The organism is Bacillus methanolicus MGA3, assembly GCF_000724485.1.
Lineage (GTDB): Bacteria > Bacillota > Bacilli > Bacillales > Cytobacillaceae > Bacillus_Z > Bacillus_Z methanolicus_A.
This window is the reverse complement of the sequence record NZ_CP007739.1, coordinates 2,599,093-2,625,669: the sequence shown is the minus strand read 5'-3', so window position 1 is coordinate 2,625,669 and position 26,577 is coordinate 2,599,093. Positions and strand designations below refer to the sequence as shown.

The window sequence follows — 26,577 nt, the reverse complement described above, 5'->3', positions numbered from 1 at the left end:
TAAGGGTATGACCCTTATGAGACAGCCTCTTCTTGTGGTACAATTAGTTTTAGCGCGATTCTAAGTCGTACCGTACGTTTTACTTTATAATTTGAAGCTCTTTCGGGTATTTCGTTAATATCTCGATTCCGTTTGAAGTCACTGCAACATCATCTTCGATTCTCACTCCAGCAACTTCTGGAACGTAAATGCCTGGTTCGACTGTAAAAACCATTCCCTCTTCAAGAGCAAGATTGTTTGTTTCAGTTAAAGAAGGATATTCATGAACGCTGATCCCCAGCCCGTGGCCAAGTCGATGCGGGAAGAATTCCCCATAGCCGGCTTCCGAAATAGTTCGGCGTGCTGCGAGATCAACTTCTGAGCATAAAACCCCTGGTTTGATTGCTTCCAGCGCAGCTTTTTGTGCTTTAAAAACCGTTTCGTAAATTGCAGCCTGTTTTTCATTGATGTCGCCATAAGCTACTGTTCGCGTAATATCCGAACAATATCCGTCAACGATAACACCAAGGTCAAAGAGGACAAGATCACCTTTTTGAATTTTTTTTAGTCCGGGGGTTCCGTGCGGTGAAGCAGCGTTCACCCCTGTTAATACCATTGTTGAAAATGACATCTCGGTTACGCCTTTTTTCTTTAGCGCATATTCGATGGCAGCAAGTACATCCAGCTCAGTTTTTCCTTCTTTTAATTCTGCAACTCCGGTTTCAATGGCAAAATCGGCTAATGCGCATGCTTCGCGAATGGCGCTTAATTCCTTTTCATCTTTTACCATTCGGAGTTTGCGCAGCTTTTCTTCTGCTGAAACAATGCTTGCTCCCGGGAAAAGCGATGTAACTTGTTCAAACCTCTCAACATTCATATGCTCTTTTTCGATCGCAATTGTATTTGCTTTTGTAAGGCGATTTTGTATGGCTTTATGTACAAGTTCCCATGGGTTGTCGATATCACTGTACCCGATTATTTCATAATTCCAACCGGAACGTTTTGCGTCATTTTTCTCCATTCCCGGACAGATTAAAAACGGTTCATCTTCTTGAAAAACAGCCAGGCCAAGAAGCCGTTCGTGCGGTTCGCTTAAAAACCCGCTCAAATAAAACACATTCTCCGGCGACGTTAAAAAGCATACATCTGTACCGGTTTCTTTCATCCATTGTGATAACTTTTCAAGTCGGTGATTCATTCATTTTTCCTCCTATAAACGTTCATGATTAGAGATTAGCAAACAATCAGCATAAAAGTAAACTTTTAATTTAGTGCCATTTAGGGTATAGAGAGAAATGAAAAGAAGGAATTGCATTTCTATTGTAGTATAATTTAAATGCAACTTTGAAAGGAGATGGTATAAAATGAAGGTCTCTTACCACGGTCATTCTGTTGTAAAAATTGAAACGAACGGAAAAACAATTTTCATTGACCCTTTTATTTCTGGAAATGGTTTAACTGATTTAAAGTTAGATGATGTCAAGCCCGATGTGATTATTATCACCCATGCCCATGGCGATCATGTTGGAGATGCAATTGAAGTTGCAAAGAAAAATAACTCTCTTGTCATTGCAAATTTTGAATTAGCTACATATTTAAGCTGGCAAGGACTCAATACTCATGGAATGCATATTGGGGGAGCATATGAATTTGATTTTGGAAAAGTTAAATTAACACCGGCTTTTCATGGCACCGGGATCATTACGGAAAAGAACGAAATTATTTATGGTGGAATGCCTGCCGGGGTTCTTGTTATGGCTGAAGGCAAAACGATATACCATGCAGGAGATACGGCCTTGTTTTCAGATATGAAGCTGATTGGCGAGCGTCATCCGATTGATCTCGCATTTTTGCCAATCGGCGACAATTTTACTATGGGGCCTGAGGATGCGGCGTATGCAGCAAAATTGCTCAATCCAAAAATAGTGGTTCCGATCCACTATAATACGTTTCCACCGATAAAGCAGGATCCGCAAAAATTTATTGATATGCTAGAAGGTGTAAGCGGGAAAGTCCTTCGCGCAGGGGAAGCAATTGAACTCTAATCAAGTAAAAAGCGTGCAGCGAATGTAGACTGCGCGCTTTTTACGTTGTGGCTCTTAATGAAGCGGACAATGTAACTACTTTTTTCCTTTTCCTATGCATAAAATTAAAACAAGCAGTTTGAGGAGGGAAAAGGATGAAAAAGAATCGGTATTTGCTTTGTTTGTTAATTTGCGCACTCCTGCTTTATTATGCTTTTCCGAAATTATCTATTTTTGCTGAAGGGATTGAGGGAATTTTTGCCCGGGTTTGGCTGGCTTTTGCTTTCATAGTCATTTCAGGAAATTTGACAGCATTATTTTATTTTCCTAAAACAGCCAAGACTGATAATCGGATGTTACATGGTCAACCTGCAGGAACGAAAGCCCGTTCTTATCAAGACTAGAACGAATGATTTTTTTCATGATTTCGATATCGAATTGAATTCAAATAGACATTCACCTTATAATTAACTTATAGATATGTGGAAATTTTATATAAAGGGTGAAGGTCTTGGCAACGAAGCATGAACAAATCTTGCGATATATTGATGAACTTCCGGTAGGGGAAAAAATATCTGTCCGCCAGATCGCCAAGGCGCTCAACGTAAGTGAAGGAACGGCGTACAGAGCAATTAAAGACGCAGAAATCAAAGGGTACGTCAGCACGATTGAACGGGTCGGAACAATTCGCATCGAACGAAAGAAAAAAGAAAATATAGAAAAACTGACTTTTGCGGAAGTTGTAAACATTGTTGATGGCCAGGTTTTGGGCGGCAAGGCTGGTTTGCATAAAACCCTTAATAAATTTGTTATCGGTGCGATGAAGCTCGAAGCAATGATGAGATATACCGGGGCAGGAAACCTGCTAATTGTAGGAAACAGGACAAAAGCCCATGAGCTTGCCCTTAAAGCTGGAGCTGCCGTCCTTATAACAGGCGGGTTTGATACGGAAGAGGACGTAAAAAAACTGGCAGATGAGCTTCAGCTTCCGATTATTTCAACGAGCTATGATACATTTACCGTTGCAACAATGATTAACCGCGCTATTTATGACCAACTGATAAAAAAAGAAATTGTCCTCGTAGAAGATATTCTTACACCTCTTTCAGAGACAATATATTTAACAATAAATGATCATGTTTCCGATTGGTATAAATATAACAACGAAACCATGCACAGCCGGTTTCCTGTCGTTGATCACAATATGAAGGTACAAGGAATGGTGACATCAAAGGATATTATCGGTCATCCACCGGAAACGCCGATTGAGAAAATCATGACAAAAAATCCGATAACAGTTAGCGGAAAAACGAGTGTTGCTTCTTCATCACATATCATGGTTTGGGAAGGAATTGAAGTATTGCCAGTTGTAGATGACAGCAATAAGCTTGAAGGGATTATCAGCAGGCAGGATGTTCTAAAAGCATTGCAAATGATACAACGACAGCCACAAGTAGGGGAAACGCTCGATGATATTGTGACTAGTCAATTAACTGTAGTCCAGGATAAAACAAAAGGCGAAAATGTTTTCCGTTGTGAAGTAACACCGCAAATGACGAACCATCTTGGTTCTCTTTCATACGGAGTATTCACCACAATTGTGACGGAAGCGGCTAATCGAGTTCTTAGAAGCTATAAAAAAGGCGATCTCGTTGTCGAGAACATGACGACCTATTTTATTAAACCTGTGCAAATCGACAGCAAGTTAGAGGTTTATCCGAGAGTTCTCGAAGTAGGGCGGAAATTCGGGAAAGTTGATGTTGAGGTCTTTAACGAAGGGGTACTAGTCGGAAAGGCTATGATGATGTGCCAGCTTATTGATCGGAGCTAGAAAAGCGGAGCCGACTGGTTATCCCCGACAAGCGCTGGAGGTCATGCCGGTGAAGTCGCTTTTTGACTTCATTGGCATGACCGAAGCGGCCCTCGAGGGGATTTCGGCGATAATCCAGTCTATAAAAAAGCCGTTTAGTTAAAACGGCTTTTTCAAACCTAATTGTTTGAAAGCTCCTCAGCTTCTTTGACAGCGTACGGAAGATAAAATTTATAAGCTTTTATGCCGCCCCAGACACTGAATCCTCCGACAATGATAAACAGAGCTGCGACAATATAGGTGACTGTTGTGTGATAAAGAAACAGTTGATTTAAGCCAAACAACCCAACAAATAAACCGAGGGCAATTCTCGATTTGGCTGAGATCCATTGCCTTTCTGCAGGCCGGGTGGACCTGATGTATTTAATTTTATAAAATACATAGAAAGAAAGTGACATTACAATTAAAATGGCTAATACAGGCATGATTTCAATTCCTCCATTTTCGACAATCTTCTATTATTTTAACGATTATGGACGGGAAAAGCTACACAAGTAGCGACTCTTTTTACGCGGGACAGCTTTTAAATATATTATCGCATTAAATTTGAGGGTCTGTCCGCATCACGTTCATTTCTTAAAGTGTGTGAATAATTGATTATTAATATATTAAGGAGCAAAAGTATGAAAGAGAAAATTTTAGAAGCTATTGAGCAATATGATACAATTATTGTCCATCGGCATGTACGGCCTGATCCAGATGCCTACGGTTCCCAGGGAGGATTGGTAGAAATTCTGAAGGCGTCTTATCCAGAGAAACAAGTTTACGCAGTTGGAAAGGAAGAGCCAACCCTTCATTATCTGCGCAGGCTTGATACGATATCAGATGAAACTTATAAAGGTGCGCTAGTTATTATTTGCGACACAGCAAATACAGAGAGGATTTGTGATAGCCGTTATCATCTTGGTGATAAATTGATAAAAATTGACCATCATCCAAATGAAGACCCTTACGGGGATTTAATGTGGGTAGATACGGATGCAAGTTCTGTAAGTGAAATGATTTATGAGTTTTATTTATTTGGAAAAGAGAAAGGTCTGAAAATGACAGATGAAGCAGCAAGGCTTTTGTATGCCGGAATTGTCGGAGATACGGGAAGGTTTCTTTATCCGAGCACGACTGAAAAAACGTTTGGGTATGCTGGCGAACTGATTCGTTACGGATTTTCACGAACGGAATTGTATGATAAGATGTATGAACTTAAGCCAAATGTCGTTAAATTACACGGTTATATTTTACAAAACTTTGATATTCGTCCGAGCGGTGTCGCATCAATGGTTTTAACAAAAGAGCTGCTTGAAGAATACAAGGTGAAACCTGCTGAAGCTTCTTTATTAGTTGGTTCGCTTAGAAATATTGAGGGAATTTTGGCTTGGGCCTTTTTTATAGAAGAAGAGGATCAAATTCGCGTTAGGCTGCGCTCAAAAGGCCCGATTATTAACAGTGTTGCCAGAAAATATAAAGGAGGCGGACATCCGCTTGCTGCCGGTGCTTCCATTTACTCATGGGAAGAGAAAGAATCAGTGTTAAGAGATATGGATCAGGCGTGTATGCACCAGTAAACGAGGGTCTGGCTCCCTTCAACAATAACAATATATAGAATGTCTATATGTTGTATTGGAGGGGGCTGACCCTTTGCTTTTTATAAGGTATCTTTTTAGGAAGGCTTATCAATTTCTGTGTCTTGCAGGACATGGTTGTTTGAGTCAGCCATAGTATTAAATCAGCCGTCCATAATTATTTGCAACTGGATTTGCAATGTAGTATAGACGATCATTTCTTTTACTTGCAGTTTGAATCGTTTATCGTTTAATACAAATACTTTATTTTCAATGACTTTTTTAATCAAGTCCTTGTTATTATAAACGGATTCGAGATCTTTAGCCATCACCATGTCGATATCTTCTTTTATCATTTCTTCAAGTTCTGAAACACTGAGCAGATCAAGTTTATATTTTTCGAAATTTGTGATTTTGACTTTAATATTCTGAACAGTTAACTGTTCTTGATTTTTTTCATTCAACTTATTAAAATCTCCCTGCCAGATCTTTACTGCTTTCTTTAGATCCGCTATTTCATCTTTCTGTCGCTGTATTTCCTTGCTTTGAATCTCCTGCCATGAGCCAAAAATATATAAAAAAATAATCCAGCTTATAAATCCGCCGATTGCCATACCTGCGAGGAACCTTTGCCAGCCAGTCTGCCGGTAGTAAGGAGGAATTCTCATGAAGAGGTATACTCCTGCGTCAACCAATTTATGAGCAAAGCACCGGTTTTTGCTCCTCCGAGTGCGGAAAGAATCAACAAGAACTGTTTAAAAATATCCTTTGTTTCTCCATCAAGCAAACCTCGTTCAAAGCTGTACACGGTATCAAACGTTCCACCAATAGCCGCAATAATCGCCCATATCCGAATAGACGTGGCAATACGATAGATTTCTGTTAGCGGGGGCTTCCCGGTTAAAAACGCAGCCATCCCTCCGATCAACGCGCCTCCGAGCAAAACTCCGAGAGCAATAAAATAAGATTCAATAAGTCCAATAAAAAATGGTTCTTGTTTCATAGATAAATCCATCCCTGTTTCTTTTTTGGAATGTCCTTGTTATTCATCATATGGACAAACTTTTATAAATATGTTTCTTACATTTTGTATTCAGTAATTTCATTGGTTTATCGACCACTTGCAAGAATGAGAACATATTTTCTTTTTTTAAAATGAAGTTCTATAATGAGAATAGAAGAAGCAGTAAGGGTGTGAAAAACGTGTCTTTTATTCACCTTCATGTATATAGTTCATACAGTCTTCTTACCAGCACAATTACGATCGAACAATTGGTCAGCGAAGCAAAGAACAAGCGGTTTCCGGCATTGGCATTAACTGATCGCAATGTCATGTATGCCGCTGTTGCTTTTTATAAAGAGTGTTTAAAGCATTCGATTAAGCCTATTTTAGGGCTGACAGTAGATGTCTTAAGCGAATTATCAGAATCAAGTTCTTTTCCGCTTGTGTTATTGGCAAAAAATCAAACAGGATTTCAAAATCTATTAAAAATCACAAGTGTTGTCCAAACGAAATCTCCACAAGGAATTCCGATTAAGTGGCTCAGGCATTATGCTCAAGGACTATTTGCCTTGACGCCGGGAATTGAAGGAGAAATTGAGCATTATTTACTAAATAATGAACCGGAAAAAGCGAAGCAGGCAGCGCTTTCTCTTGCCGGTCTATTTGAAGAAAATTCTTTCTATATTAGCTTGCAAAACCACGGAATAAAAGTTGAGCAGCAATTGATTCCGGAATTGGCAAGGCTTGCGGAAGAAACCGGAATCGGGATTGTTGCAACAAATCGTGTCCATTACTTAGAACAGAAAGATGCATTTGCCCACGAATGTATGCTGGCAATCAAAAATGGTGAAAAACTGCAGGATGAGGGCCGCGAACGGCTTGGGAGCGATCAATTTTATTTCAAAACAGCAGAGGAAATGACAGAGTTATTTTATGAATATCCCGATGCGCTGGAAAATACGATTCATATTGCTGAACAATGCAATGTTCTTCTCGAAATGGATAAACAATTTCTTCCAAAGTATCCGGTGCCTGACGGCGAAACCGCAGACAGTTTTCTCGAAAAACTTTGTTTGCAAGGATTGAATGAGAGATATAAGGATAGAGCAGAAGAGCATAAAGAACGTTTAATGTATGAGCTAGGCGTGATCAAGAGGATGAAGTTCAGTGATTATTTTCTGATCGTTTGGGATTTTATGAAGTTTGCACGCGGCCGGGGGATTTTAACGGGACCTGGCAGGGGATCTGCAGCTGGCTCCATCGTGGCCTATGTTCTTTATATAACAGATGTTGATCCGATTGAGCATCAGCTGCTTTTTGAACGGTTTTTGAATCCCGAACGGATTTCCATGCCTGATATCGATATCGATTTTCCTGACAACCGCCGCGAGGAAGTAATCGAATATGTTGTGGAAAAATACGGCGAGCTTCATGTTGCGCAAATTATTACGTTTGGAACGCTGGCGGCTAAAGCGGCGATCAGAGACGTTGGCAGGGTATTTGGCCTTAATGCAAAAGAATTGGATAGGCTTTCGAAAATGATTCCATCAAGGCTTGGAGTCAGTTTGAAAGAAGCTTACAAGGAATCAGAACAGCTTCGAACATTTGTGAATGAATCGAAATTGAACCGAAAGCTGTTTGAAACGGCCTTAAAGCTTGAGGGCTTGCCAAGACATACATCAACACATGCAGCCGGAGTTGTCATAAGCGAAGAGCCGCTTATTAATGTCATCCCGATCCAGAGCGGCCATGATAAAGTCTATTTAACTCAGTATTCAATGGAACATCTTGAAGATATCGGATTATTAAAAATGGATTTTCTCGGTTTAAGAAACTTATCATTAATCGAAGCAATCATTCAATCCATTCAAAGAAAAACAGGGAAAAAGATAAATATTCACGATATTCCTCTAGATGATCCAAAAACTTTTGAGTTATTAAGCAAGGGAGATACGACAGGAATTTTTCAGCTTGAATCAGAAGGAATGCGAAAAGTGTTGACTCGTTTAATGCCAACGAGGTTTGAAGATATCGTTGCGGTTAATGCACTTTACCGCCCGGGCCCAATGGAAAATATCCCGCTTTATATCGATCGGAAGCACGGGCGCGAAAAGACAGACTATCCGCATCCCGATCTTGAGCCAATCTTAAAAAATACGTATGGTGTTATTGTCTATCAAGAGCAGATTATGCAAATTGCTTCAAAAATGGCAGGGTTTTCTCTCGGGGAAGCGGATCTCCTTCGGCGCGCTGTCGGGAAAAAACAGCGTGATGTCCTAGATAAAGAACGGCATCATTTCGTGAAAGGGGCACTGAATAAGGGCTACAGCGAACAAACAGCCAATCAAATTTATGATTTGATTGTTAAATTTGCCAATTACGGATTTAACCGCAGCCATGCAGTGGCATACAGCTTTATCGCCTATCAACTTGCCTATTTAAAGGCACATTATCCGCTTTATTTTATGGCGGCCCTTCTTACATCTGTTTCCGGAAACGAAACAAAAATCGCACAATATGTTCGCGAACTAAAGCAAATGGGTATGAAGATTCTCCCCCCTTCAATAAACAAAAGCGGCTATTCGTTTCAAGTTGAAAACGGGGCAATCCGCTACAGCCTCTCAAGCATTAAAGGTGTGGGGATAGCGGTATTAAAGGAGATTTTTCAGGCACGAAGGACAAAACCGTTTGATGATTTATTTGATTTTTGTTTGCGAGTATCTGCAAAGGCGGTCAATCGAAAGACTCTTGAAGCTCTTATTCATTCAGGAAGTTTTGATGAGTTTGGGCAAGACCGGGCCGTTTTGCTTGCCACCATTGATATTGCAATGGAACATGCCCAGCTTGTAAAACCTGATGACACGAACCAGTATGATTTATTTTCAGAGGAAGAGTTTTTACTTAAACCAAAATATATGCAGGTGGATCCGATCAACATTGAAGACAAACTTGCATTTGAAAAAGAAGTATTAGGTTTTTACTTATCAGAACACCCTGTTTCCGCATATGAAGATTTACTGAAAAGAGCAGCCGTTCAACAGCTGGCAGAACTTGCTCAAAGCCGCCGGTCTGCGATTATTGCCGCTTATATTACAGAATTAAAGAAAATCAGGACCAAAAAAGGGGAAGCGATGGCATTTTTGACTTTAAGCGATCCAAGCGGAGAAATAGAGGCCGTTGTATTTCCGGCTCCTTTTAAAAAATTAAGCGGGATTCTAAAACAAGGAAGTATTCTACTATTTGAAGGAAAGATTGAAGAACGTGAGAGACATAAACAATTCATTATTCAAAATGCAAAGGATATCCGACAAATGGAAGACCACTTGAAAACAGAAGGCCCTAAGTTATATTTAAAAATCGAAACAGAAAAGCAATCACCGGAACAACTGCAATTTTTAAAATCGATCATTCGAAAATATAAAGGGAGAACAAGAATTGTCCTTTATTACGAGCGGGCTGATAAAACAATATTGCTGTCTGACGAGGACAGAATCGATCCATCGGAAGAGTGTCTGAATGAACTGAAAGATTTTTTGGGCAAGAGCAATGTTGTTTTGAGGAAATAATCTTTACATTTGATAAAGTTGTGATATATGATAAAGAAGCTAATGTGGTCTGACCACTTCGAACTGAAGCGTTATTATAAGCAGGGAGCAAAAATGATTGTTTCCCTAATATTCAAAGGTGTGATAATAATTGACATTACGTGAAGAAGCTTTGCATATGCATCGCATTAATCAAGGAAAATTAGAATCGAAATCTAAAGTTCAAGTAAGAAATGCAAAGGAGCTAAGCTTGGCATACTCTCCTGGAGTGGCTGAGCCATGCAAAGAGATATATAATAATCCGGAAACTGTCTACGACTATACAATGAAAGGAAACATGGTTGCAGTTGTTTCCGATGGCACTGCTGTACTAGGTCTAGGAAATATCGGACCAGAAGCAGCCTTGCCTGTAATGGAAGGAAAATCGGTTCTTTTTAAAAGTTTTGCGGGAGTCGATGCGTTTCCAATATGTTTAAATACAACAGATGTGAATAAAATCGTTGAGACAGTAAAGCTTCTTGAACCGACTTTCGGCGGGATTAACCTTGAAGATATCGCCGCACCGAACTGCTTTGTGATTGAAGAACGGCTCAAAAAAGAAACAAATATCCCAATTTTTCACGATGACCAGCATGGCACTGCCATTGTCACAGTAGCAGGTCTTGTAAATGCATTAAAATTGGTCAAAAAGGAAATGAATGAGATAAAAGTAGTTGCTAATGGGGCTGGAGCAGCCGGAATTGCGATTATTAAACTTCTGTACAGCTATGGTGTTCGCGATATTATCATGTGTGATACAAAAGGAGCCATATACGAAGGCCGCCAGCAGGGAATGAACGTGATTAAAAATGAAGTTGCGAAATTTACCAACAAGAAAAATTTAAAGGGGAGCCTCGCAGAAGTTATTAAAGGAGCCGATGTTTTTATTGGGGTTTCTGCTGCGGGAGCCCTTACTGCGGAAATGATCCAATCAATGAATCCTGATCCGATAATTTTTGCAATGGCAAACCCTGATCCAGAAATTATGCCGGAAGAAGCGAAAGCTGCCGGTGCGAAAGTCGTGGGAACGGGCAGGTCGGATTTTCCAAACCAAGTCAACAATGTTCTTGCTTTTCCGGGTATATTCCGCGGAGCGCTTGATGTTCGGGCAACTAATATAAATGAAGAAATGAAAGTAGCTGCGGCTGAGGCGATTGCAGGGTTAATTTCAGAAGATGAGTTGCATGCTGATTATGTTATTCCAGGACCGTTCGATCCAAGAGTAGCTCCGGAAGTAGCGGCTGCCGTTGCAAAAGCTGCCATGGAAACCGGAGTTGCAAGGATTAAAGTTGATCCCGAGGAGGTCAAAGAAAAAACACGCCGGCTTATTACTATTGGAAAAAGTGAGTGATCGGGTAACGTGAATCGATCTCATGGGAATTCAAAAGTTTATATAGAAATCGTAAAGCAGATAAGAGCCATGATTGAATCCAATGGTTTAAAGCCAGGAGATAAAATCCTTTCCGAACGTGAGCTATCTGAGCGCCTGAATGTTGGGCGCTCCTCCGTAAGGGAGGCTCTGCGTGCTTTAGAATTATTAGGATTAATCGAAACAAGACGCGGAGAAGGCACATTTATCTGCGATTTTAGGGGACATCAGTTAGTTGAACTTTTAAGTACTTTCATCTTACAAGACGAGAGAGCAAAACGTGATGTGTCTGAAACGAAGCATTTGATTGAAATAGATTGTTTGCGGCTAATTTTATTAAAGTTCGATCAAGAAAAGCTAAGGAATTTTTCTAATTGGGCAAAGTCCGCTAAGTTCAACGATGACGATTTTTTTTTGAAAATTGTTCAGCTCGCACAAAACTACTTATTTTTTAGAATTTGGATGATCCTTAAAGACTATTATAACTTTCTTGGTTTAAATAAATACGATGCAAAAAAAAATGACTACCTTTCTTTAATTGATGCGATATTTTCAAAAAATCAAGATGAAATATTGCAAGCATACCGAAAGCTGAGAAAGTTGTCGAATCCTTGACGACAAGATGTTACAGTAATTGTATGGTCATTCCTCTATATTGTAAGACAGGCTGTTATATGAAATTAAATATGTGGCGTTTTATTTTCATTCTAGTGGTCTGACCACTAAGTAGATTTATAAACAAGATTTCATGATGTGTTGAAATACAGGAGTCCGGCTTGTCTAATTGCTACCGACGAGGGAGGTTTCACCTTGCTTAAAGACATTTTTACAAAATCAAAAAAGAAAAAATATGCCACGATTCCATCTGAAGCTGCGAAACATGATGTTCCTGAAGGAATTATGACGAAATGCCCTAAATGCAAAAAAATTATGTATACAAAAGAGGTTTCCAAAAATCTTAAGGTTTGTATTCATTGCGGTTATCACTATCAGATGAATTCAGCAGAACGTTTGCAAAGCTTTTTAGATGAAGGCAGTTTCGAAGAGTGGAATGGCGAAATGGTTTCAAAAAACCCGCTTAATTTTCCTGATTATCTTGAGAAGCTGGAAAAAGACCGGGAAAAAACAAAAATGAATGAAGCGGTTGTTACTGGTACTGGGACAGTGAATGGCTACCAAGTGGCTATTGCAGTTATGGATGCTAATTTCCGTATGGGAAGCATGGGTTCTGTTGTTGGTGAGAAAATTACCCGAGCGATCGAAAAAGCGGATGAGCTTTCAATTCCGTTTATTATTTTTACTGCATCAGGCGGAGCGCGCATGCAGGAAGGTGTTTTAAGTTTAATGCAAATGGCGAAAACGAGCGCCGCTTTAAAACGCTTCAGCGATAACGGCGGATTGACGATTTCCATTATGACGCACCCGACAACAGGCGGCGTATCTGCAAGTTTTGCTTCCTTGGGAGACTATAATTTTGCCGAACCTGGAGCTCTCATTGGCTTTGCCGGAAGAAGAATCATCGAGCAAACGATTCGTGAAGAATTGCCTGAAGACTTTCAAACAGCAGAATTTCTTTTAAAACATGGCCAGCTTGATGCTGTCATCTCGCGGCTTGATTTGAAAGATAAAATTACTACGATATTGGACATTCATGCAGGAGGTGAAGTGAAATGGTTGGAGAATTAGAATTTGAACGCCCTGTACTAGAGTTAAAGAAAAAAATTGCCGAACTTAAAGAATTTACGAAAAGTACGGACGTTGATCTTTCTTCAGAAATTGAGAAGCTAGAAGAGCGGCTGGAAAAATTAGAGAAAGAAATTTATGAAAATATAAAACCGTGGAACCGAGTCCAAATTGCCCGTCATCCTAACAGGCCTACTACTTTAGAATATATTTCACATCTTTTCACTGATTTCTTTGAATGCCACGGCGACCGTTGCTATGGAGATGACGAGGCGATCGTAGGAGGCATTGCCAAATTTCATGGGTTGCCGGTGACGGTAATCGGACATCAACGAGGCAAAGATACAAAAGAAAACATCCGACGTAATTTTGGCATGCCGCATCCCGAAGGATATCGAAAAGCATTGCGGTTAATGAAGCAAGCTGAAAAATTTAAGCGGCCAATTATTTGTCTTATTGATACGAAAGGAGCATATCCTGGAAAGGCTGCAGAAGAGCGGGGACAAAGTGAAGCGATTGCTCGGAATCTTTTTGAAATGGCCAGTTTAAGAGTGCCGGTCATATGCATCGTTATTGGAGAAGGCGGAAGCGGCGGAGCTTTAGCGTTAGGAGTAGGAAACCATATTCATATGCTTGAGAACTCCACATACTCGGTTATTTCTCCTGAAGGTGCAGCGGCACTTTTATGGAAAGATGCCTCACAAGCAAAAAGGGCTGCAGAAACGATGAAGATCACCGCTCCTGATCTTAAGGAACTCGGTATTATAGATGAAATTATCCCTGAAGTAAAGGGCGGAGCACATAAAGATGTGAAAAAGCAATCTGAATACATTGACCAAATACTAATAAAGTCTTTAAAAGAACTGGTTAAAATGTCAGATGAAGAACTTGTCGACCACCGTTATAAAAAATTTAAAGCGATCGGGGAATATTCGTTTGCTACTGAATATGTAGAAGTGAATTAGAAACATACACCATTTTTCCCCTGTTTCTTTTTGTGGGAACCGTTTGCATTATCCCGATAATTCTGTCTATATGAAGAATTACAAGAATCGGTTGTTAGACAAAGTTCTTCGTGTTATTTTAGAAATATTAAAGGGTGTTTTATTTATAAAGAAAAGAGCTTTCTAGAAACTATTAAATATATTTTTGAAATAAATAGAGGTGATGCATTATGAAAAAAATAGGAGTTCTAACGAGCGGTGGAGACTCACCAGGAATGAATGCTGCGATTCGCGCTGTTGTGCGGAAAGCTATTTATCACAACTTGGAAGTTTATGGAGTGTATGGCGGTTATTTAGGTTTAATTAACGGAAATATCAAAAAACTTGAACTCGGTTCTGTTGGTGATATTATTCACCGTGGAGGAACAATGCTTTATTCTGCCCGCTGTGAAGAATTTAAAACTAAGGAAGGCCAGCTAAAAGGTGTTGAACAATTAAAGAAACACGGAATAGACGGGCTTGTTGTTATTGGCGGGGATGGTTCTTACCGAGGAGCGAAAGCCCTGACAGAACTTGGTTTTCCGTGTGTAGGCGTTCCGGGTACAATTGATAATGATATACCAGGCACAGAGCATACGATCGGATTCGATACAGCTTTAAATACCGTTATCGATGCGATTGACAAGATTCGTGATACAGCATCTTCCCATGAAAGAACGTTTGTAGTTGAAGTAATGGGCCGCAATGCCGGCGACATTGCATTATGGGCAGGCCTTGCCGGCGGGGCTGAAGCGATTGTTATTCCAGAAGAAAATTATGACATAAATGAAATTGCAGACCGTTTAAAGAGAAGCCACGAGCGTGGCAAAAGGCATAGTATTATTATCGTAGCTGAAGGAGTTTGCAGAGGCGAAGAGCTTAGTAAACAAATTACAGAAGCAACCGGTTTTGCTACTTGGGTTACTGTTCTTGGCCATGTTCAGCGCGGCGGTTCGCCAAGTGCATTTGACCGTGTGCTTGCAAGCCGTCTTGGAGCTCGCGCCGTTGAGCTTCTCATTGAAGGAAAAGGCGGACGTGCAGTAGGAATCAGAAAAAATCAAGTCGTAGATTATGATTTTGATGAAGTATTTTCCAATGAACATACGCTCGACCTAGAATTGTGCAAACTATCCAAGGAGCTCTCTATTTAATAAGTCCTTCATTTTTTACAGGAGGTAAAAATAAAATATGCGCAGAACAAAAATCGTTTGTACGATTGGTCCGGCAAGTGAAAGTGTGGAGAAGCTTACGCAATTAATAGAAGCGGGAATGAATGTTGCACGTCTGAATTTTTCACATGGGAACCACGAAGAACATGCCCAGCGGATTAAAAACATTCGGGAAGCTGCAGAAAGAACCGGCAAAAATATTGCGATCCTTCTTGACACGAAAGGTCCTGAAATACGCACGCATGATATGGAAAACGGTGCTATCGAATTAAAAGCCGGACAGGAAATTATTATTTCTATGAAAGAAGTCTTGGGAACGCCTGAAAAATTTTCAGTTACATATACGGGTTTAATTGATGATGTTCAAAAAGGCTCAAAAATCTTGCTAGATGACGGATTAATCGAACTTGAAGTAACCAAAATCGACAAAGCTAATAATGAAATTCATACAAAAATCTTAAACAGCGGCATCTTAAAAAATAAGAAAGGTGTCAATGTTCCGGGAGTATCTGTCAAACTTCCGGGAATAACAGAAAAAGATGAAAATGATATTATTTTTGGGATTGAGCATGGCATAGATTTTATAGCCGCCTCATTTGTCAGAAGAGCAAAAGATGTGCTTGAGATCCGCCAATTGTTAGAAGAACGAAATGCGACTAATATTCATATTATCCCTAAGATTGAAAATCAAGAAGGGGTCGACAATATTGATGAAATTTTAGAAGTATCAGACGGTTTAATGGTAGCAAGGGGTGACCTCGGAGTAGAACTTCCTGCTGAAGAAGTTCCTCTTGTTCAGAAAAAACTGATCAAAAAATGCAATGCGCTTGGAAAACCGGTAATTACTGCTACGCAAATGCTTGATTCCATGCAAAGAAATCCACGGCCGACACGTGCGGAAGCAAGTGACGTAGCAAATGCGATCTTTGACGGAACAGACGCAATTATGCTTTCCGGTGAAACAGCTGCTGGACAATATCCTGTAGAGGCTGTCCAGACAATGCATAATATTGCATCACGAGCTGAATCTGCATTAAATCACAATGAGATATTATCGATACGAAGCAAAGACAATGAACACAATATTACAGATGCAATTGGCCAATCGGTTGCCCATACAGCATTAAATCTGGATGTAAATGCGATTATAACGCCTACAGAAAGCGGTCATACAGCAAGGATGATTTCGAAATATCGGCCAAAAGTGCCGATTGTGGCAGTTACATCAAATGACTTTGTCCGCCGCCGTCTGGCATTAGTTTGGGGAGTATATCCATTACTTGGAAAAGAAGCTACCACAACAGACGAAATGCTTGAGATTGCTGTTCAGGAAAGTCTTAATAGTGGAATTGTTACCAATGGCGATTTAGTAGTTATAACTGCAGGCGTTCCAGTTGGAGAGAGCGGAACGACAAACCTTATGAAAATTCATGTAGTAGGTGATTCTATTATCAAGGGACAAGGGATCGGAAGAAAATCTGCGTACGGAAAAGTCGTGATCGCCCGAGATGCAAAAGAAGCTTTAAGCAAAGTGAAAGAAGGCCATATTTTAGTGACACTCGGTTCCGACCCGGAAATGATACCTGCTATTGAGAAATGCAGCGCCCTTATTACCGAGGAAGGCGGATTGACAAGCCATGGAGCAGTTGTTGGCTTAAACATTGGCATTCCTGTTATTGTTGGTGCTGAAAATGCAACAAAAATTCTAAAAGATGGGCAAGAAATCACTGTGGATGCAGCACGTGGAATTATTTACAACGGTCATGCGAGCGTATTATAACAATTTTTCACGAGATGGGGTTAATACTTCATCTCTTTTTGTTTTTTCATTTGGTGTTTTTATTTTTGAAGGAATATAATTATTTGGACAAAGTAAATTGTCTGTGGAGGTGCAGCATGCGTTATTTACTATTATTTCTTATCATCGTTCCCGCTGCAGAAATAGCATTCCTTTTATTATCGGGTAAAACGATTGGGGTATTGCCGACCATGTTCTTACTTATTTTTACAGGAGTTCTTGGGGCGTACTTAGCAAAACGCCAAGGGCTTGAGACGATTCGAAAAGCACAAGAGCAGCTTCGAAACGGGCAAATACCCGGCGATGCCTTATTGGATGGCATTTGTATTCTAATAGGTGGAACTTTGCTTTTGACACCCGGATTTATCACAGATGTAGTAGGGTTTTTATTACTTGCCCCTCTAACAAGAAAGTTTTTTAAAAGGCTGTTAATAAAAGCATTCAAAAGATGGATAGATAAAGGCACTATAACGATAATCCGGTAAGTATTAAAGAGGCTGACTCATAAGCAAAGGGTCAGACCCATCCAATACAATAAATACATATTGTTAGTATTGGAGGGAGCCAGACACAAATGAGTCAGCATCTATTAATTCAAATTTAAGATGCTTTTTCTTCACCTTTAATAAACGCCCAAATATCCTTGAACACATTTGCGCGATGCAAAGTGCTGATAATGACGAGGGTTACCGGGCCTACAATTAAGCCTAGGAATCCGAGAAACTTAAAACCGACAAACAAGGCAATTAAAGTGGCAAGCGGATCAAGCCCAATACTTGAAGAAAGAATTTTAGGCTCCATAATTTGCCTTTGAACAATAACCACAATATATAAGACTCCAAGACCAATTGCTAGGCTCGTTTCTCCGACAATAGTCTCATAAATAATCCATGGAACGAAAATGGCGCCTGTTCCTAAGTAAGGAAGTATATCAACGATTCCGGCAATTAAGGCAATCGTTATCGCATAATCGACACGTAGGATAAGCAAGCCGATTAATATAATAACAGTTGTAATGGAAACCAAAGTTGCTTGTGCTTTGATAAATCCAAACAAAGCTTTATTTAAATCAGCAAAAACTGTTTTTCCACTTGATTTTGCCCTCTTGGGAAGAAGCCTGCCAGCGAGTGCGGAAAGCTTGTGCCAATCTTTGCTGATAAAAAAAGTTGCCAATAGAGAAATGACGAGCACTGTAGCTGCGTTCGGAAACCATGATAAAATATTTGGAATTTTTCCGAGAAGGTTTTGAATAAACGCTCCGACCGTTGTCCCGATTTTTGTTCCGACGCTTTGAATATTTGTGAGAATGGTATCTTGCTGGCCTGCGCCCAAGTTTTGAAACTTGCTTGACAACTGGTTATAAAGAGGAATGATTTGAGCAGCTATAAATTGTTCAAGATAACGAATCACTGTATCTAAATGTTTCGGCACTATTTTTGCTAAATATTCAGTACCAGATACAATTTCGGTGACAAGCAGAGTGATTAAACCGGCAAAAATGGCAAAAATAAGAATCAGAACAATAAAAACAGCCAGAGCTCTCGGCATTCGGGCCTTTTTCTCAAAAAAACCAACAAGCGGGTTAATTAAAAAAGCAAGCGCCAGCGCTATAAGAAAAGGATATGTGACTTTTGATATGAAATAAACTGCCGCCAAACTTAAGAAAACAATTCCTATTACGAATAAAAATCGGATCGTTCGATATATGTAAACCTTATTCAATTAAGTTCCCCCTTATTTGTGCAATATTATTAAAAGTATTTTATCATCTATATTGGAAAACCGCATCTGTACTCATACCTACGATCAAAACCATTGAAAGGATTCACCGAATATGAAAAAGGCAGCAGGTTTTATGTTGATGGAACTACCATATCTTAAGCTAAGGTAATATTGGCGGAAGGATGAATCAATTTGACACTCGAACCATATTTATTTTTATTATTATTGCTTGGAATAGGTTTCATAGCAAAAAATAACTCTCTAATGATTGCTGTGATTGTTTTAATGTTATTAAAATTGCTTCCTATTGGTATGCGCGCTTTTTCGATTCTTCAAGCAAAAGGAATTAACTGGGGAGTAACAATTATAACGATCGCTGTCCTTGCTCCTATAGGAAGCGGTGAAATCGGCTTTAAGGATTTGTCTGGGGCTTTCAAATCGCCATATGCATGGATTGCACTAATATCGGGTATTGCAGTAGCGCTGCTAGCGAAAGGCGGGGTAATATTATTGGCAGAAGACCCTCATATCACAACTGCCCTTGTTTTAGGAACGATTATTGCCGTATCTCTCTTTAAAGGAGTGGCGGTAGGACCGCTGATCGGTGCAGGAATCGCATACATGGCAATGAAAGTATTTGATCTTTTAAATAATTGATAATAGAACAGGCTGCGATCTTATTCTGTCTTCAGGCAAAGGAGAATGGCAGCCGAATTCCATAATTTTGGAAGTGTTATTTTTTTGAAATAGTAAAATGATCGAATGCAAGTATAAATATAATTGGCATATCAGCTTTTCTAAAAAAATAATAATTTTTTCACATTTTATATTCTTTTCGTTCACAAAAATCTGATAATTGTTTATAATAGGAATAGTAATCGTTTCTTATATAAATTTTATGAGAAAAATGTAAATATGAATAATAATTTATTTTCAGTTGCTAGCAAGAAGAAAAATGTAAGCACTTTCTTTTTTGATATTTTTCTGAGCAAGCGCTCGGAGCTTGGGCTATAAGACCCGTTGAAAAACTTTGAAAGGAAGACACACAAGCGTATCCTCAAATGTTCTGTTGATCCAGCAACTTTTAAGCAGCTTTTTTTGGCCCATTAATGGACAGAAAACAATTTCCGGAATGCTGATAAAGGAATTCGGTGAAATTTGGTTTACAGTCAATGGGCAATGGGGAGATTATTTAAGTAAAGGAGAGATACAGTATGACAGTTACACGTGGTCTTGAAGGGGTAGTTGCAACAACTTCTTCAATTAGTTCGATAATCGATGATACACTGACATATGTTGGCTATAATATCGATGATTTAGCGGATAATGCTAGTTTTGAAGAAGTAATCTTTCTTTTATGGCACCGCAAACTTCCTACGAAATCTGAATTGGAAGAACTAAAAATCCTGCTGGCAGAAAACGCTGAACTTCCAAAAGAGATTTTGGACCATTTCAAAATGTATCCGATTGATAAGGTTCATCCAATGGCTGCTCTTCGTTCAGCTGTGTCACTGCTTGGATTATATGATGAAGAAGCTGATCTTATGGATGAAGAGGCCAACTATCGAAAAGCAATCCGCCTTCAGGCAAAGATACCTTCGATTGTCGCTGCATTTGCCCGTGTACGCAAAGGGCTGGAGCCGGTCGCGCCAAGGAAGGATTTAAGCTTTGCAGCGAATTTTTTGTATATGCTTAAAGGAAAAGAACCGGAGGATATTGCTGTTGAAGCATTCAATAAGGTGCTTGTTCTTCATGCCGATCATGAGTTAAATGCTTCTACCTTTACTGCGAGGGTCTGTGTTGCAACTTTATCTGATATTTATTCCGGTGTCACAGCAGCAATTGGAGCGCTGAAAGGCCCATTGCACGGGGGTGCAAACGAAGCGGTAATGAAAATGCTGACAGAAATCGGTTCATTGGAGAATGTTGAACCATATATTCGAGAAAAGCTTGCGAAGAAAGAAAAAATTATGGGCTTCGGGCATCGGGTTTATCGAAAAGGAGATCCGCGTGCAAAACACTTAAGGGAAATGTCTAAAAAGCTAACAGAGCTTACTGGTGAACCTCATTGGTATGAAATGTCCACTAAGATTGAAGCAATTGTGACAGGGGAGAAAGGTCTTCCTCCAAATGTCGATTTTTATTCAGCGTCTATATATCATAGCCTAGGAATTGACCATGATTTATTTACACCAATTTTTGCTGTAAGCCGTATATCCGGTTGGCTGGCCCATATTTTAGAACAATATGAAAATAACCGCTTAATTCGCCCGCGTGCCGACTATATCGGTCCTGGAATGCAAAAATTTATTCCAATTGAGCAAAGAGGATAAAAGATTTTTTAATGCCAAAAAATAAAATCTCCATTTTACTTTTTTGAGAAAAATTGATGTAATAAAAGAGTGAGGAAAAAAGGTTAGGGGCAAAGCCTTCTAACCTTTGATTCTGATTTTTTACCAGCATTGCCCCTGGCTTTCTAAAAAGCTGCATTCGGCGGAGCTGATCCGCCGGCTTTTAGGAATGCTTTTTAAAAAGAAAAAAATAAATAGGAATGTTAGGGGCACTTAGCTCTTATAGAAGGGAGAAAAAATCATGCAAGGTGAAAAAATCACGGTAACAAATGGTGTGCTAAACGTACCAAATAATCCGATTATTCCATTTATTGAGGGGGATGGAACAGGTCCGGATATTTGGGCTGCTGCACAAAGAGTATTAGACGCAGCAGTTGAGAAAGCTTATAAAGGCGAGCGGAAAATTGTTTGGAAAGAAGTTCTTGCCGGAGAAAAAGCTTTTAAACAAACTGGAGAATGGCTTCCTGCTGAAACGCTGCAAACAATTAAAGAATACTTAATTGCCATCAAAGGACCTTTAACAACTCCTGTCGGAGGTGGAATCCGTTCCTTAAACGTTGCTCTTCGCCAGGAACTAGATTTGTTTGTGTGCTTGCGTCCTGTACGCTGGTTTGAAGGAGTGCCTTCACCAGTAAAACGCCCGCAAGATACAGACATGGTTATTTTCCGTGAAAATACTGAAGATATTTATGCAGGAATTGAATATGCAAAAGGTACTGACGAAGTAAAGAAATTAATTAATTTCCTTGAAAATGAATTGGGCGTCAATAAAATCCGATTCCCTGAAACTTCAGGCATCGGCATAAAGCCTATTTCACAGGAAGGAACAACTCGCCTTGTACGTGCGGCTATCAATTATGCAATTAAAGAAGGCCGCAAGTCTGTAACTCTCGTACATAAAGGGAACATTATGAAATTCACTGAAGGCGCATTTAAAAACTGGGGCTACGAGCTTGCTGAAAAAGAATTTGGCGATAAAGTATTTACTTGGGCTCAGTACGACCGCATTAAAGAAGAACAGGGGATAGAAGCTGCAAATAAAGCACAAGCAGAGGCAGAAGCCGCAGGAAAGATCATTGTAAAAGATGCAATTGCTGATATTTTCCTTCAACAAATTCTGACTCGTCCGCGCGAGTTTGATGTTGTAGCAACAATGAATTTAAACGGAGACTATATTTCCGACGCACTTGCTGCTCAAGTTGGAGGAATTGGAATTGCTCCAGGAGCAAATATTAACTATGAAACAGGTCATGCTATTTTTGAAGCAACACATGGCACAGCTCCTAAATATGCAGGATTAGATAAAGTAAACCCTTCTTCAGTCATCCTTTCTGGAGTATTAATGTTTGAGCATTTAGGATGGAATGAAGCAGCAAATCTAATCATTAAATCGATGGAAAAAACAATTGCTTCCAAAGTTGTTACGTATGATTTTGCACGGTTAATGGAAGGTGCAATTGAAGTAAAAACTTCAGAATTCGGCAATGAGTTAATTAAAAATATGGGATAATTATCTTTTTAAGGCTGTTCATTAAGATGAACAGCCTTTATATAAAATGCTCTTTCCAGCCTATGGGCAAAAACTTGATGCATCTATTGGTATGAAATCATTTTTTTTTTAATGCGATAAGGGGGAACACACCATGTCAATGAAACGCAAAAAAATTTCTGTGATCGGCGGAGGATTTACCGGAGCTACTACAGCATTCCTTTTAGCTCAAAAAGAACTTGGAGATATTGTTTTAGTTGATATTCCGCAAATGGAAAAACCTACTAAAGGGAAAGCGTTAGATATGCTTGAAGCAAGCCCAGTTCAAGGATTCGACGCTAATATTATCGGGACTTCGAATTATGAAGATACAAAAGGTTCCGATATCGTTGTAATCACAGCAGGAATTGCACGGAAACCTGGAATGAGCCGTGATGATTTAGTGCAAACAAATCAGAAAGTGATGAAAAGTGTAACACAGGAAATTGTGAAATATTCTCCAAATTGCTACATCATTGTATTGACAAATCCGGTTGATGCTATGACTTATACAGTGTTTAAAGAATCAGGTTTCCCTAAAAACCGTGTCATCGGTCAATCAGGTGTACTTGACACAGCCCGTTTCAGAACTTTCGTCGCTCAGGAATTGAACATTTCAGTTAAGGATATTACAGGTTTTGTACTGGGCGGCCATGGAGACGATATGGTTCCCCTTGTTCGCTATTCTTACGCAGGCGGAATTCCCCTTGAAACTCTAATTCCAAAGGATCGCCTTGAGAAAATCGTTGAACGTACACGTAAAGGCGGCGGTGAAATAGTTAACCTTCTTGGAAATGGAAGCGCTTATTATGCTCCTGCTGCTTCTCTTGTTGAAATGTGTGAAGCTATTCTAAAAGATCAGCGTAGAATTCTTCCGGCTATTGCTTACCTTGAGGGAGAATACGGCTATAACGGAATTTACCTTGGCGTTCCAACTATTTTAGGTGCAAACGGTATTGAAAAAGTAATCGAACTTGATTTGACAGAGGAAGAAAAAGCTGCTTTAGATAAATCAGCTCAATCTGTCCGCAATGTAATGGCTGTATTAGTTTAATTTGAAACATTAAAAATTCGGGGGATTTCCCCCGAATTTTTTTATTCTTTTTGTAATGCTTGGAAATGCAAGTATTGAAGCGCCGCTATCTTCTTGAGGACAGCTTTTTTACATTTATGTGATGTGTTTTATCACTTTGGCTACTTTTGCAGGAAGAAAAATATATTATAATAAAATTAGGAACTTGGATAGGGGTTAATATGAATAACCGGAGGCTTGTATGAAGAAAACAGTGCTAGTCGTCGACGACGAACAATCAATTGTAACATTGCTGCAGTACAATTTGGAGCAAGCAGGCTTTGATGTTATAACCGCTATGGATGGTGAAGATGGAAAAGATTTAGCTCTCAAGGAAAATCCCGATTTGATCATTTTGGACCTGATGCTGCCTAAACTTGATGGAATTGAAGTTTGTAAACAATTAAGACAGCAAAAAATGATGACACCCATCTTGATGTTAACGGCAAAAGATGATGAGTTTGACAAAGTTCTCGGTCTTGAACTCGGTGCTGATGATTATATGACAAAGCCTTTCAGTCCCCGTGAAGTAATTGCAAGAGTGAAGGCAATATTACGGAGATCTCAATTTCAGCCCGAGGTAAAAGAAAATGAAATTTTAGAGAATGGTTTTATAAAGATCGCTGACTTGAAAATTTATCCTGAACAATATGAGGCATATTTTGCGGAAGAACAACTTGATTTAACACCGAAAGAATTTGAACTGCTTCTATATTTGGCAAAACATAAGGGCAGAGTGTTAACGCGGGACCAATTGCTAAGTTCGGTATGGAATTATGATTTTGCTGGGGATACCCGAATTGTTGATGTTCATATCAGTCATTTGCGCGAGAAAATTGAGCAAAACACAAAAAAACCTGCCTACATTAAAACAATCCGCGGTCTAGGGTATAAATTAGAGGAGCCGAAAGGGGAATGATAAAATTCCGGACAAGACTCCTCATTTCTATTATTACCCTAATTGTTACCGTATTAATTGGCCTTGGTTTGTTACTTGGACAGCTTTTTAAAAGTTATTATTTAAAATCGTTTAATGAAAGGCTGAAAATTGAAAGCGACGTGTTGACTTCGTATATAGAGGATAATGGAGGAATTGGCAGTTTCGATGGACATAAACTGGATTCCATTAGCCGTATGCTTGAATCAAGAATAACTATTTCTGACGCAGATGGAACCATTCTTTATGACAGCGGTGAACGATCAAATACAAAAATTAGAGAACATGCGGAAATTATCCGTGAAATTATAGAGAAACAGCCAGAGATTAAAAATGGCTATGAAGTAAAGAGAGGCTATGATTTACGGTATTACTGGAGTCCGATTCATAAAGATGGAAAAAAAGAAGGATACGTATTTCTCAGCACGCAAATAGATGAACTAAAAAAAATCTACCGGCAAATTTGGATGCTCTTAACCGCCAGTCTAGGAATGGCTCTTGTTGTTATTATCTTTTTAGTGTCACGGATCACGACTCGTTATACGAAACCGATCGAATCTGCTACAAATGTTGCGATTGAGCTGGCGAAAGGAAACTATCTTGCCAGAACTTATGAAGATCATATGGACGAAACGGGAATGTTAAGCGCGTCTATCAATGTCCTAGCCCGTAACCTTCAGGAACTGATGAAGACCCAGGAAATGCAGCAGGACCGTTTGACAACTCTAATCGAAAATATGGGAAGCGGCCTTATTTTAATTGACAGCAAAGGATATATTAATCTAATTAATAGGGCTTATAAAGAGATTTTCAATGTAAATCCAAGCGATTATTTATACAGACTATATTATGAAGTAATAGAGCATCAAGAAATTTCGAAATTAATTGAAGAAATATTTATGACAGAACAAAAAATTAAGAAGCAAATGCTCATTCCGCTCGCAATTGAGAGGCGGCATTTTGAAGTATACGGAGCACCTATTATCGGCACAAATGATGTATGGAAGGGTATTTTGCTAGTCTTTCACGATATAACGGAATTAAAAAGGCTTGAGCAAATGAGAAAAGACTTTGTAGCAAATGTTTCCCACGAACTCAAAACACCGATTACCTCTATAAAAGGATTCACTGAAACTCTTTTAGATGGAGCGATGAATGACAAAAATACTCTTGAAGCTTTTCTCAATATCATTTTACAAGAAAGCGGCCGCCTTCAAACGCTTATTCAAGATCTATTAGATTTATCAAAAATAGAACAGCAAGGGTTTAAATTGAATATCCAGACAGTTGATCTTGTCATGATGTTAAACGATGTTATTACGATTCTTGAAGGAAAGGCGAATGAAAAAGGCATTTCATTAATGCTGGAAACTTCTGGAGAACATATTATCGTTGAGGGAGATCTTTATCGACTAAAGCAAATTTTCATTAATCTTATTAATAATGCCATTACATATACCCCTAATGGCGGAATGGTTACAGTGAAAATAATCGAAAATAAAAAGACAGTAACCGCTAAAGTAAAGGATACCGGGATTGGAATTAATAAAGATGAAATCCCGAGAATATTTGAGCGGTTTTACCGGGTGGATAAGGCTAGGAGCCGAAATTCCGGAGGGACCGGTTTAGGGCTGGCGATTGTCAAGCATCTTGTGGAAGCGCATAAAGGCAATATTTCTGTTCAGAGCCAATTTGGCAAAGGGACGGAATTTACAATAGAATTCCATAAAACCTTACAATTATAAAGGCTCGTTGAAGGGAAGTGGAAATTTACAGTTCTTTAACGTCCGGTTTATTTTTCCTTAACATGGAGTTGCTAAAATTCTACTTGAAAACCCCTTCATCCAAGGAGCCAACGAAAAGACGAAAGCAAACCCAGCTTTCGTCTTTTCGTTATTTTTTTTATAAATATTTAAATATTCCGAAATATTGAAACCTTTTTAACA

At 39.3% G+C, this 26,577-nt stretch carries 23 protein-coding genes; 18 read left to right on the top strand and 5 right to left on the bottom strand.

Features of this window, described 5'->3' with window-relative positions:
* Window positions 1-79: 79 nt before the first annotated feature.
* Window positions 80-1,177 (bottom strand): M24 family metallopeptidase, encoded by a 1,098-nt coding sequence (locus BMMGA3_RS12695; protein ID WP_003347429.1) that lies wholly within the window; start codon window positions 1,175-1,177, stop codon window positions 80-82.
* A 166-nt stretch (window positions 1,178-1,343) separates the two neighbouring features.
* Here BMMGA3_RS12695 and BMMGA3_RS12690 point away from each other — a divergent pair, with 166 nt between their 5' ends.
* From BMMGA3_RS12690 to BMMGA3_RS12680, 3 genes are all read left to right on the top strand, one after another.
* Window positions 1,344-2,024, top strand: coding sequence for a metal-dependent hydrolase (locus tag BMMGA3_RS12690; RefSeq protein WP_003347430.1), 681 nt, complete (start codon window positions 1,344-1,346; stop codon window positions 2,022-2,024).
* Between the two features lie 134 nt (window positions 2,025-2,158).
* On the top strand, window positions 2,159-2,407 hold the full coding sequence (locus BMMGA3_RS12685; RefSeq protein ID WP_003347431.1) for a hypothetical protein: 249 nt from the start codon (window positions 2,159-2,161) through the stop codon (window positions 2,405-2,407).
* 107 nt (window positions 2,408-2,514) lie between these two features.
* The gene (locus BMMGA3_RS12680) at window positions 2,515-3,834 is read left to right on the top strand and encodes a CBS domain-containing protein (protein WP_003347432.1); all 1,320 of its coding nucleotides are present in this window, start codon (window positions 2,515-2,517) and stop codon (window positions 3,832-3,834) included.
* Window positions 3,835-3,992: 158 nt separating this feature from the next.
* On the opposite strand, the gene BMMGA3_RS12675 is transcribed toward BMMGA3_RS12680, so the two are convergent.
* Window positions 3,993-4,298: a YtpI family protein gene (locus BMMGA3_RS12675; RefSeq protein WP_003347434.1), complete on the bottom strand. Its 306-nt coding sequence runs from the start codon at window positions 4,296-4,298 to the stop codon at window positions 3,993-3,995.
* A 198-nt stretch (window positions 4,299-4,496) separates the two neighbouring features.
* Between BMMGA3_RS12675 and BMMGA3_RS12670 the strand changes: the two genes are divergently transcribed.
* A complete protein-coding gene (locus BMMGA3_RS12670) occupies window positions 4,497-5,435 on the top strand; it encodes a DHH family phosphoesterase (protein ID WP_003347435.1) in 939 nt (312 codons plus the stop codon).
* 161 nt (window positions 5,436-5,596) lie between these two features.
* Here BMMGA3_RS12670 and ytrI read toward each other — a convergent pair whose 3' ends face one another.
* Together ytrI and BMMGA3_RS12660 are read right to left on the bottom strand one after the other, a co-directional pair.
* Complete coding sequence (gene ytrI, locus BMMGA3_RS12665) at window positions 5,597-6,100, bottom strand: sporulation membrane protein YtrI (RefSeq protein WP_003347436.1); 504 nt, start codon at window positions 6,098-6,100, stop codon at window positions 5,597-5,599.
* On the bottom strand, window positions 6,097-6,435 hold the full coding sequence (locus BMMGA3_RS12660; protein ID WP_003347437.1) for a sporulation membrane protein YtrH: 339 nt from the start codon (window positions 6,433-6,435) through the stop codon (window positions 6,097-6,099). Before BMMGA3_RS12660 ends, ytrI begins: the two co-directional genes overlap by 4 nt.
* Window positions 6,436-6,635: 200 nt before the next feature.
* On the opposite strand from BMMGA3_RS12660, the gene dnaE reads away from it, so the two are divergent.
* The 8 genes from dnaE to BMMGA3_RS12620 all read left to right on the top strand — a co-directional run bounded on the left by dnaE (window position 6,636) and on the right by BMMGA3_RS12620 (window position 17,506).
* On the top strand, window positions 6,636-10,001 hold the full coding sequence (dnaE, locus tag BMMGA3_RS12655) for a DNA polymerase III subunit alpha (protein ID WP_003347438.1): 3,366 nt from the start codon (window positions 6,636-6,638) through the stop codon (window positions 9,999-10,001).
* A 130-nt stretch (window positions 10,002-10,131) separates the two neighbouring features.
* Window positions 10,132-11,370, top strand: a complete 1,239-nt coding sequence (locus tag BMMGA3_RS12650) for an NADP-dependent malic enzyme (protein WP_003347439.1) — start codon at window positions 10,132-10,134, stop codon at window positions 11,368-11,370.
* A gap of 69 nt (window positions 11,371-11,439) precedes the next feature.
* Window positions 11,440-12,003 carry a FadR/GntR family transcriptional regulator gene (locus tag BMMGA3_RS12645; protein ID WP_003347440.1) on the top strand — a complete coding sequence of 188 codons (564 nt, stop codon included), beginning with the start codon at window positions 11,440-11,442 and terminating at the stop codon, window positions 12,001-12,003.
* A gap of 195 nt (window positions 12,004-12,198) precedes the next feature.
* Entirely contained in the window at window positions 12,199-13,074 is an 876-nt protein-coding gene (accD, locus tag BMMGA3_RS12640) for an acetyl-CoA carboxylase, carboxyltransferase subunit beta (protein ID WP_003347442.1), read from the top strand.
* Window positions 13,059-14,036 carry an acetyl-CoA carboxylase carboxyl transferase subunit alpha gene (gene accA / locus BMMGA3_RS12635; RefSeq protein WP_003347444.1) on the top strand — a complete coding sequence of 326 codons (978 nt, stop codon included), beginning with the start codon at window positions 13,059-13,061 and terminating at the stop codon, window positions 14,034-14,036. Before accD ends, accA begins: the two co-directional genes overlap by 16 nt.
* 209 nt (window positions 14,037-14,245) lie before the next feature.
* Window positions 14,246-15,205, top strand: coding sequence for a 6-phosphofructokinase (pfkA, locus tag BMMGA3_RS12630; RefSeq protein WP_003347446.1), 960 nt, complete (start codon window positions 14,246-14,248; stop codon window positions 15,203-15,205).
* Between the two features lie 37 nt (window positions 15,206-15,242).
* On the top strand, window positions 15,243-17,003 hold the full coding sequence (gene pyk / locus BMMGA3_RS12625) for a pyruvate kinase (RefSeq protein ID WP_003347447.1): 1,761 nt from the start codon (window positions 15,243-15,245) through the stop codon (window positions 17,001-17,003).
* A 116-nt stretch (window positions 17,004-17,119) separates the two neighbouring features.
* Complete coding sequence (locus BMMGA3_RS12620; RefSeq protein ID WP_003347450.1) at window positions 17,120-17,506, top strand: FxsA family protein; 387 nt, start codon at window positions 17,120-17,122, stop codon at window positions 17,504-17,506.
* Window positions 17,507-17,621: 115 nt separating this feature from the next.
* On the opposite strand, the gene ytvI is transcribed toward BMMGA3_RS12620, so the two are convergent.
* Window positions 17,622-18,743 carry a sporulation integral membrane protein YtvI gene (gene ytvI, locus BMMGA3_RS12615; RefSeq protein WP_003347452.1) on the bottom strand — a complete coding sequence of 374 codons (1,122 nt, stop codon included), beginning with the start codon at window positions 18,741-18,743 and terminating at the stop codon, window positions 17,622-17,624.
* 192 nt (window positions 18,744-18,935) lie between these two features.
* Here ytvI and BMMGA3_RS12610 point away from each other — a divergent pair, with 192 nt between their 5' ends.
* From BMMGA3_RS12610 to pnpS, 6 genes are all read left to right on the top strand, one after another.
* The gene (locus tag BMMGA3_RS12610) at window positions 18,936-19,400 is read left to right on the top strand and encodes a DUF441 domain-containing protein (RefSeq protein ID WP_003347454.1); all 465 of its coding nucleotides are present in this window, start codon (window positions 18,936-18,938) and stop codon (window positions 19,398-19,400) included.
* A 557-nt stretch (window positions 19,401-19,957) separates the two neighbouring features.
* Window positions 19,958-21,076: a citrate synthase gene (gene citZ, locus BMMGA3_RS12605; RefSeq protein ID WP_003347460.1), complete on the top strand. Its 1,119-nt coding sequence runs from the start codon at window positions 19,958-19,960 to the stop codon at window positions 21,074-21,076.
* A gap of 256 nt (window positions 21,077-21,332) precedes the next feature.
* A complete protein-coding gene (gene icd / locus BMMGA3_RS12595; protein WP_185762591.1) occupies window positions 21,333-22,604 on the top strand; it encodes an NADP-dependent isocitrate dehydrogenase in 1,272 nt (423 codons plus the stop codon).
* A gap of 133 nt (window positions 22,605-22,737) precedes the next feature.
* Window positions 22,738-23,676, top strand: coding sequence for a malate dehydrogenase (mdh, locus tag BMMGA3_RS12590; protein ID WP_003347464.1), 939 nt, complete (start codon window positions 22,738-22,740; stop codon window positions 23,674-23,676).
* 220 nt (window positions 23,677-23,896) lie between these two features.
* Entirely contained in the window at window positions 23,897-24,613 is a 717-nt protein-coding gene (locus BMMGA3_RS12585; RefSeq protein ID WP_003347466.1) for a response regulator transcription factor, read from the top strand.
* Window positions 24,610-26,376: a two-component system histidine kinase PnpS gene (gene pnpS, locus BMMGA3_RS12580; protein WP_003347469.1), complete on the top strand. Its 1,767-nt coding sequence runs from the start codon at window positions 24,610-24,612 to the stop codon at window positions 26,374-26,376. Before BMMGA3_RS12585 ends, pnpS begins: the two co-directional genes overlap by 4 nt.
* Window positions 26,377-26,577 lie beyond the last annotated feature (201 nt).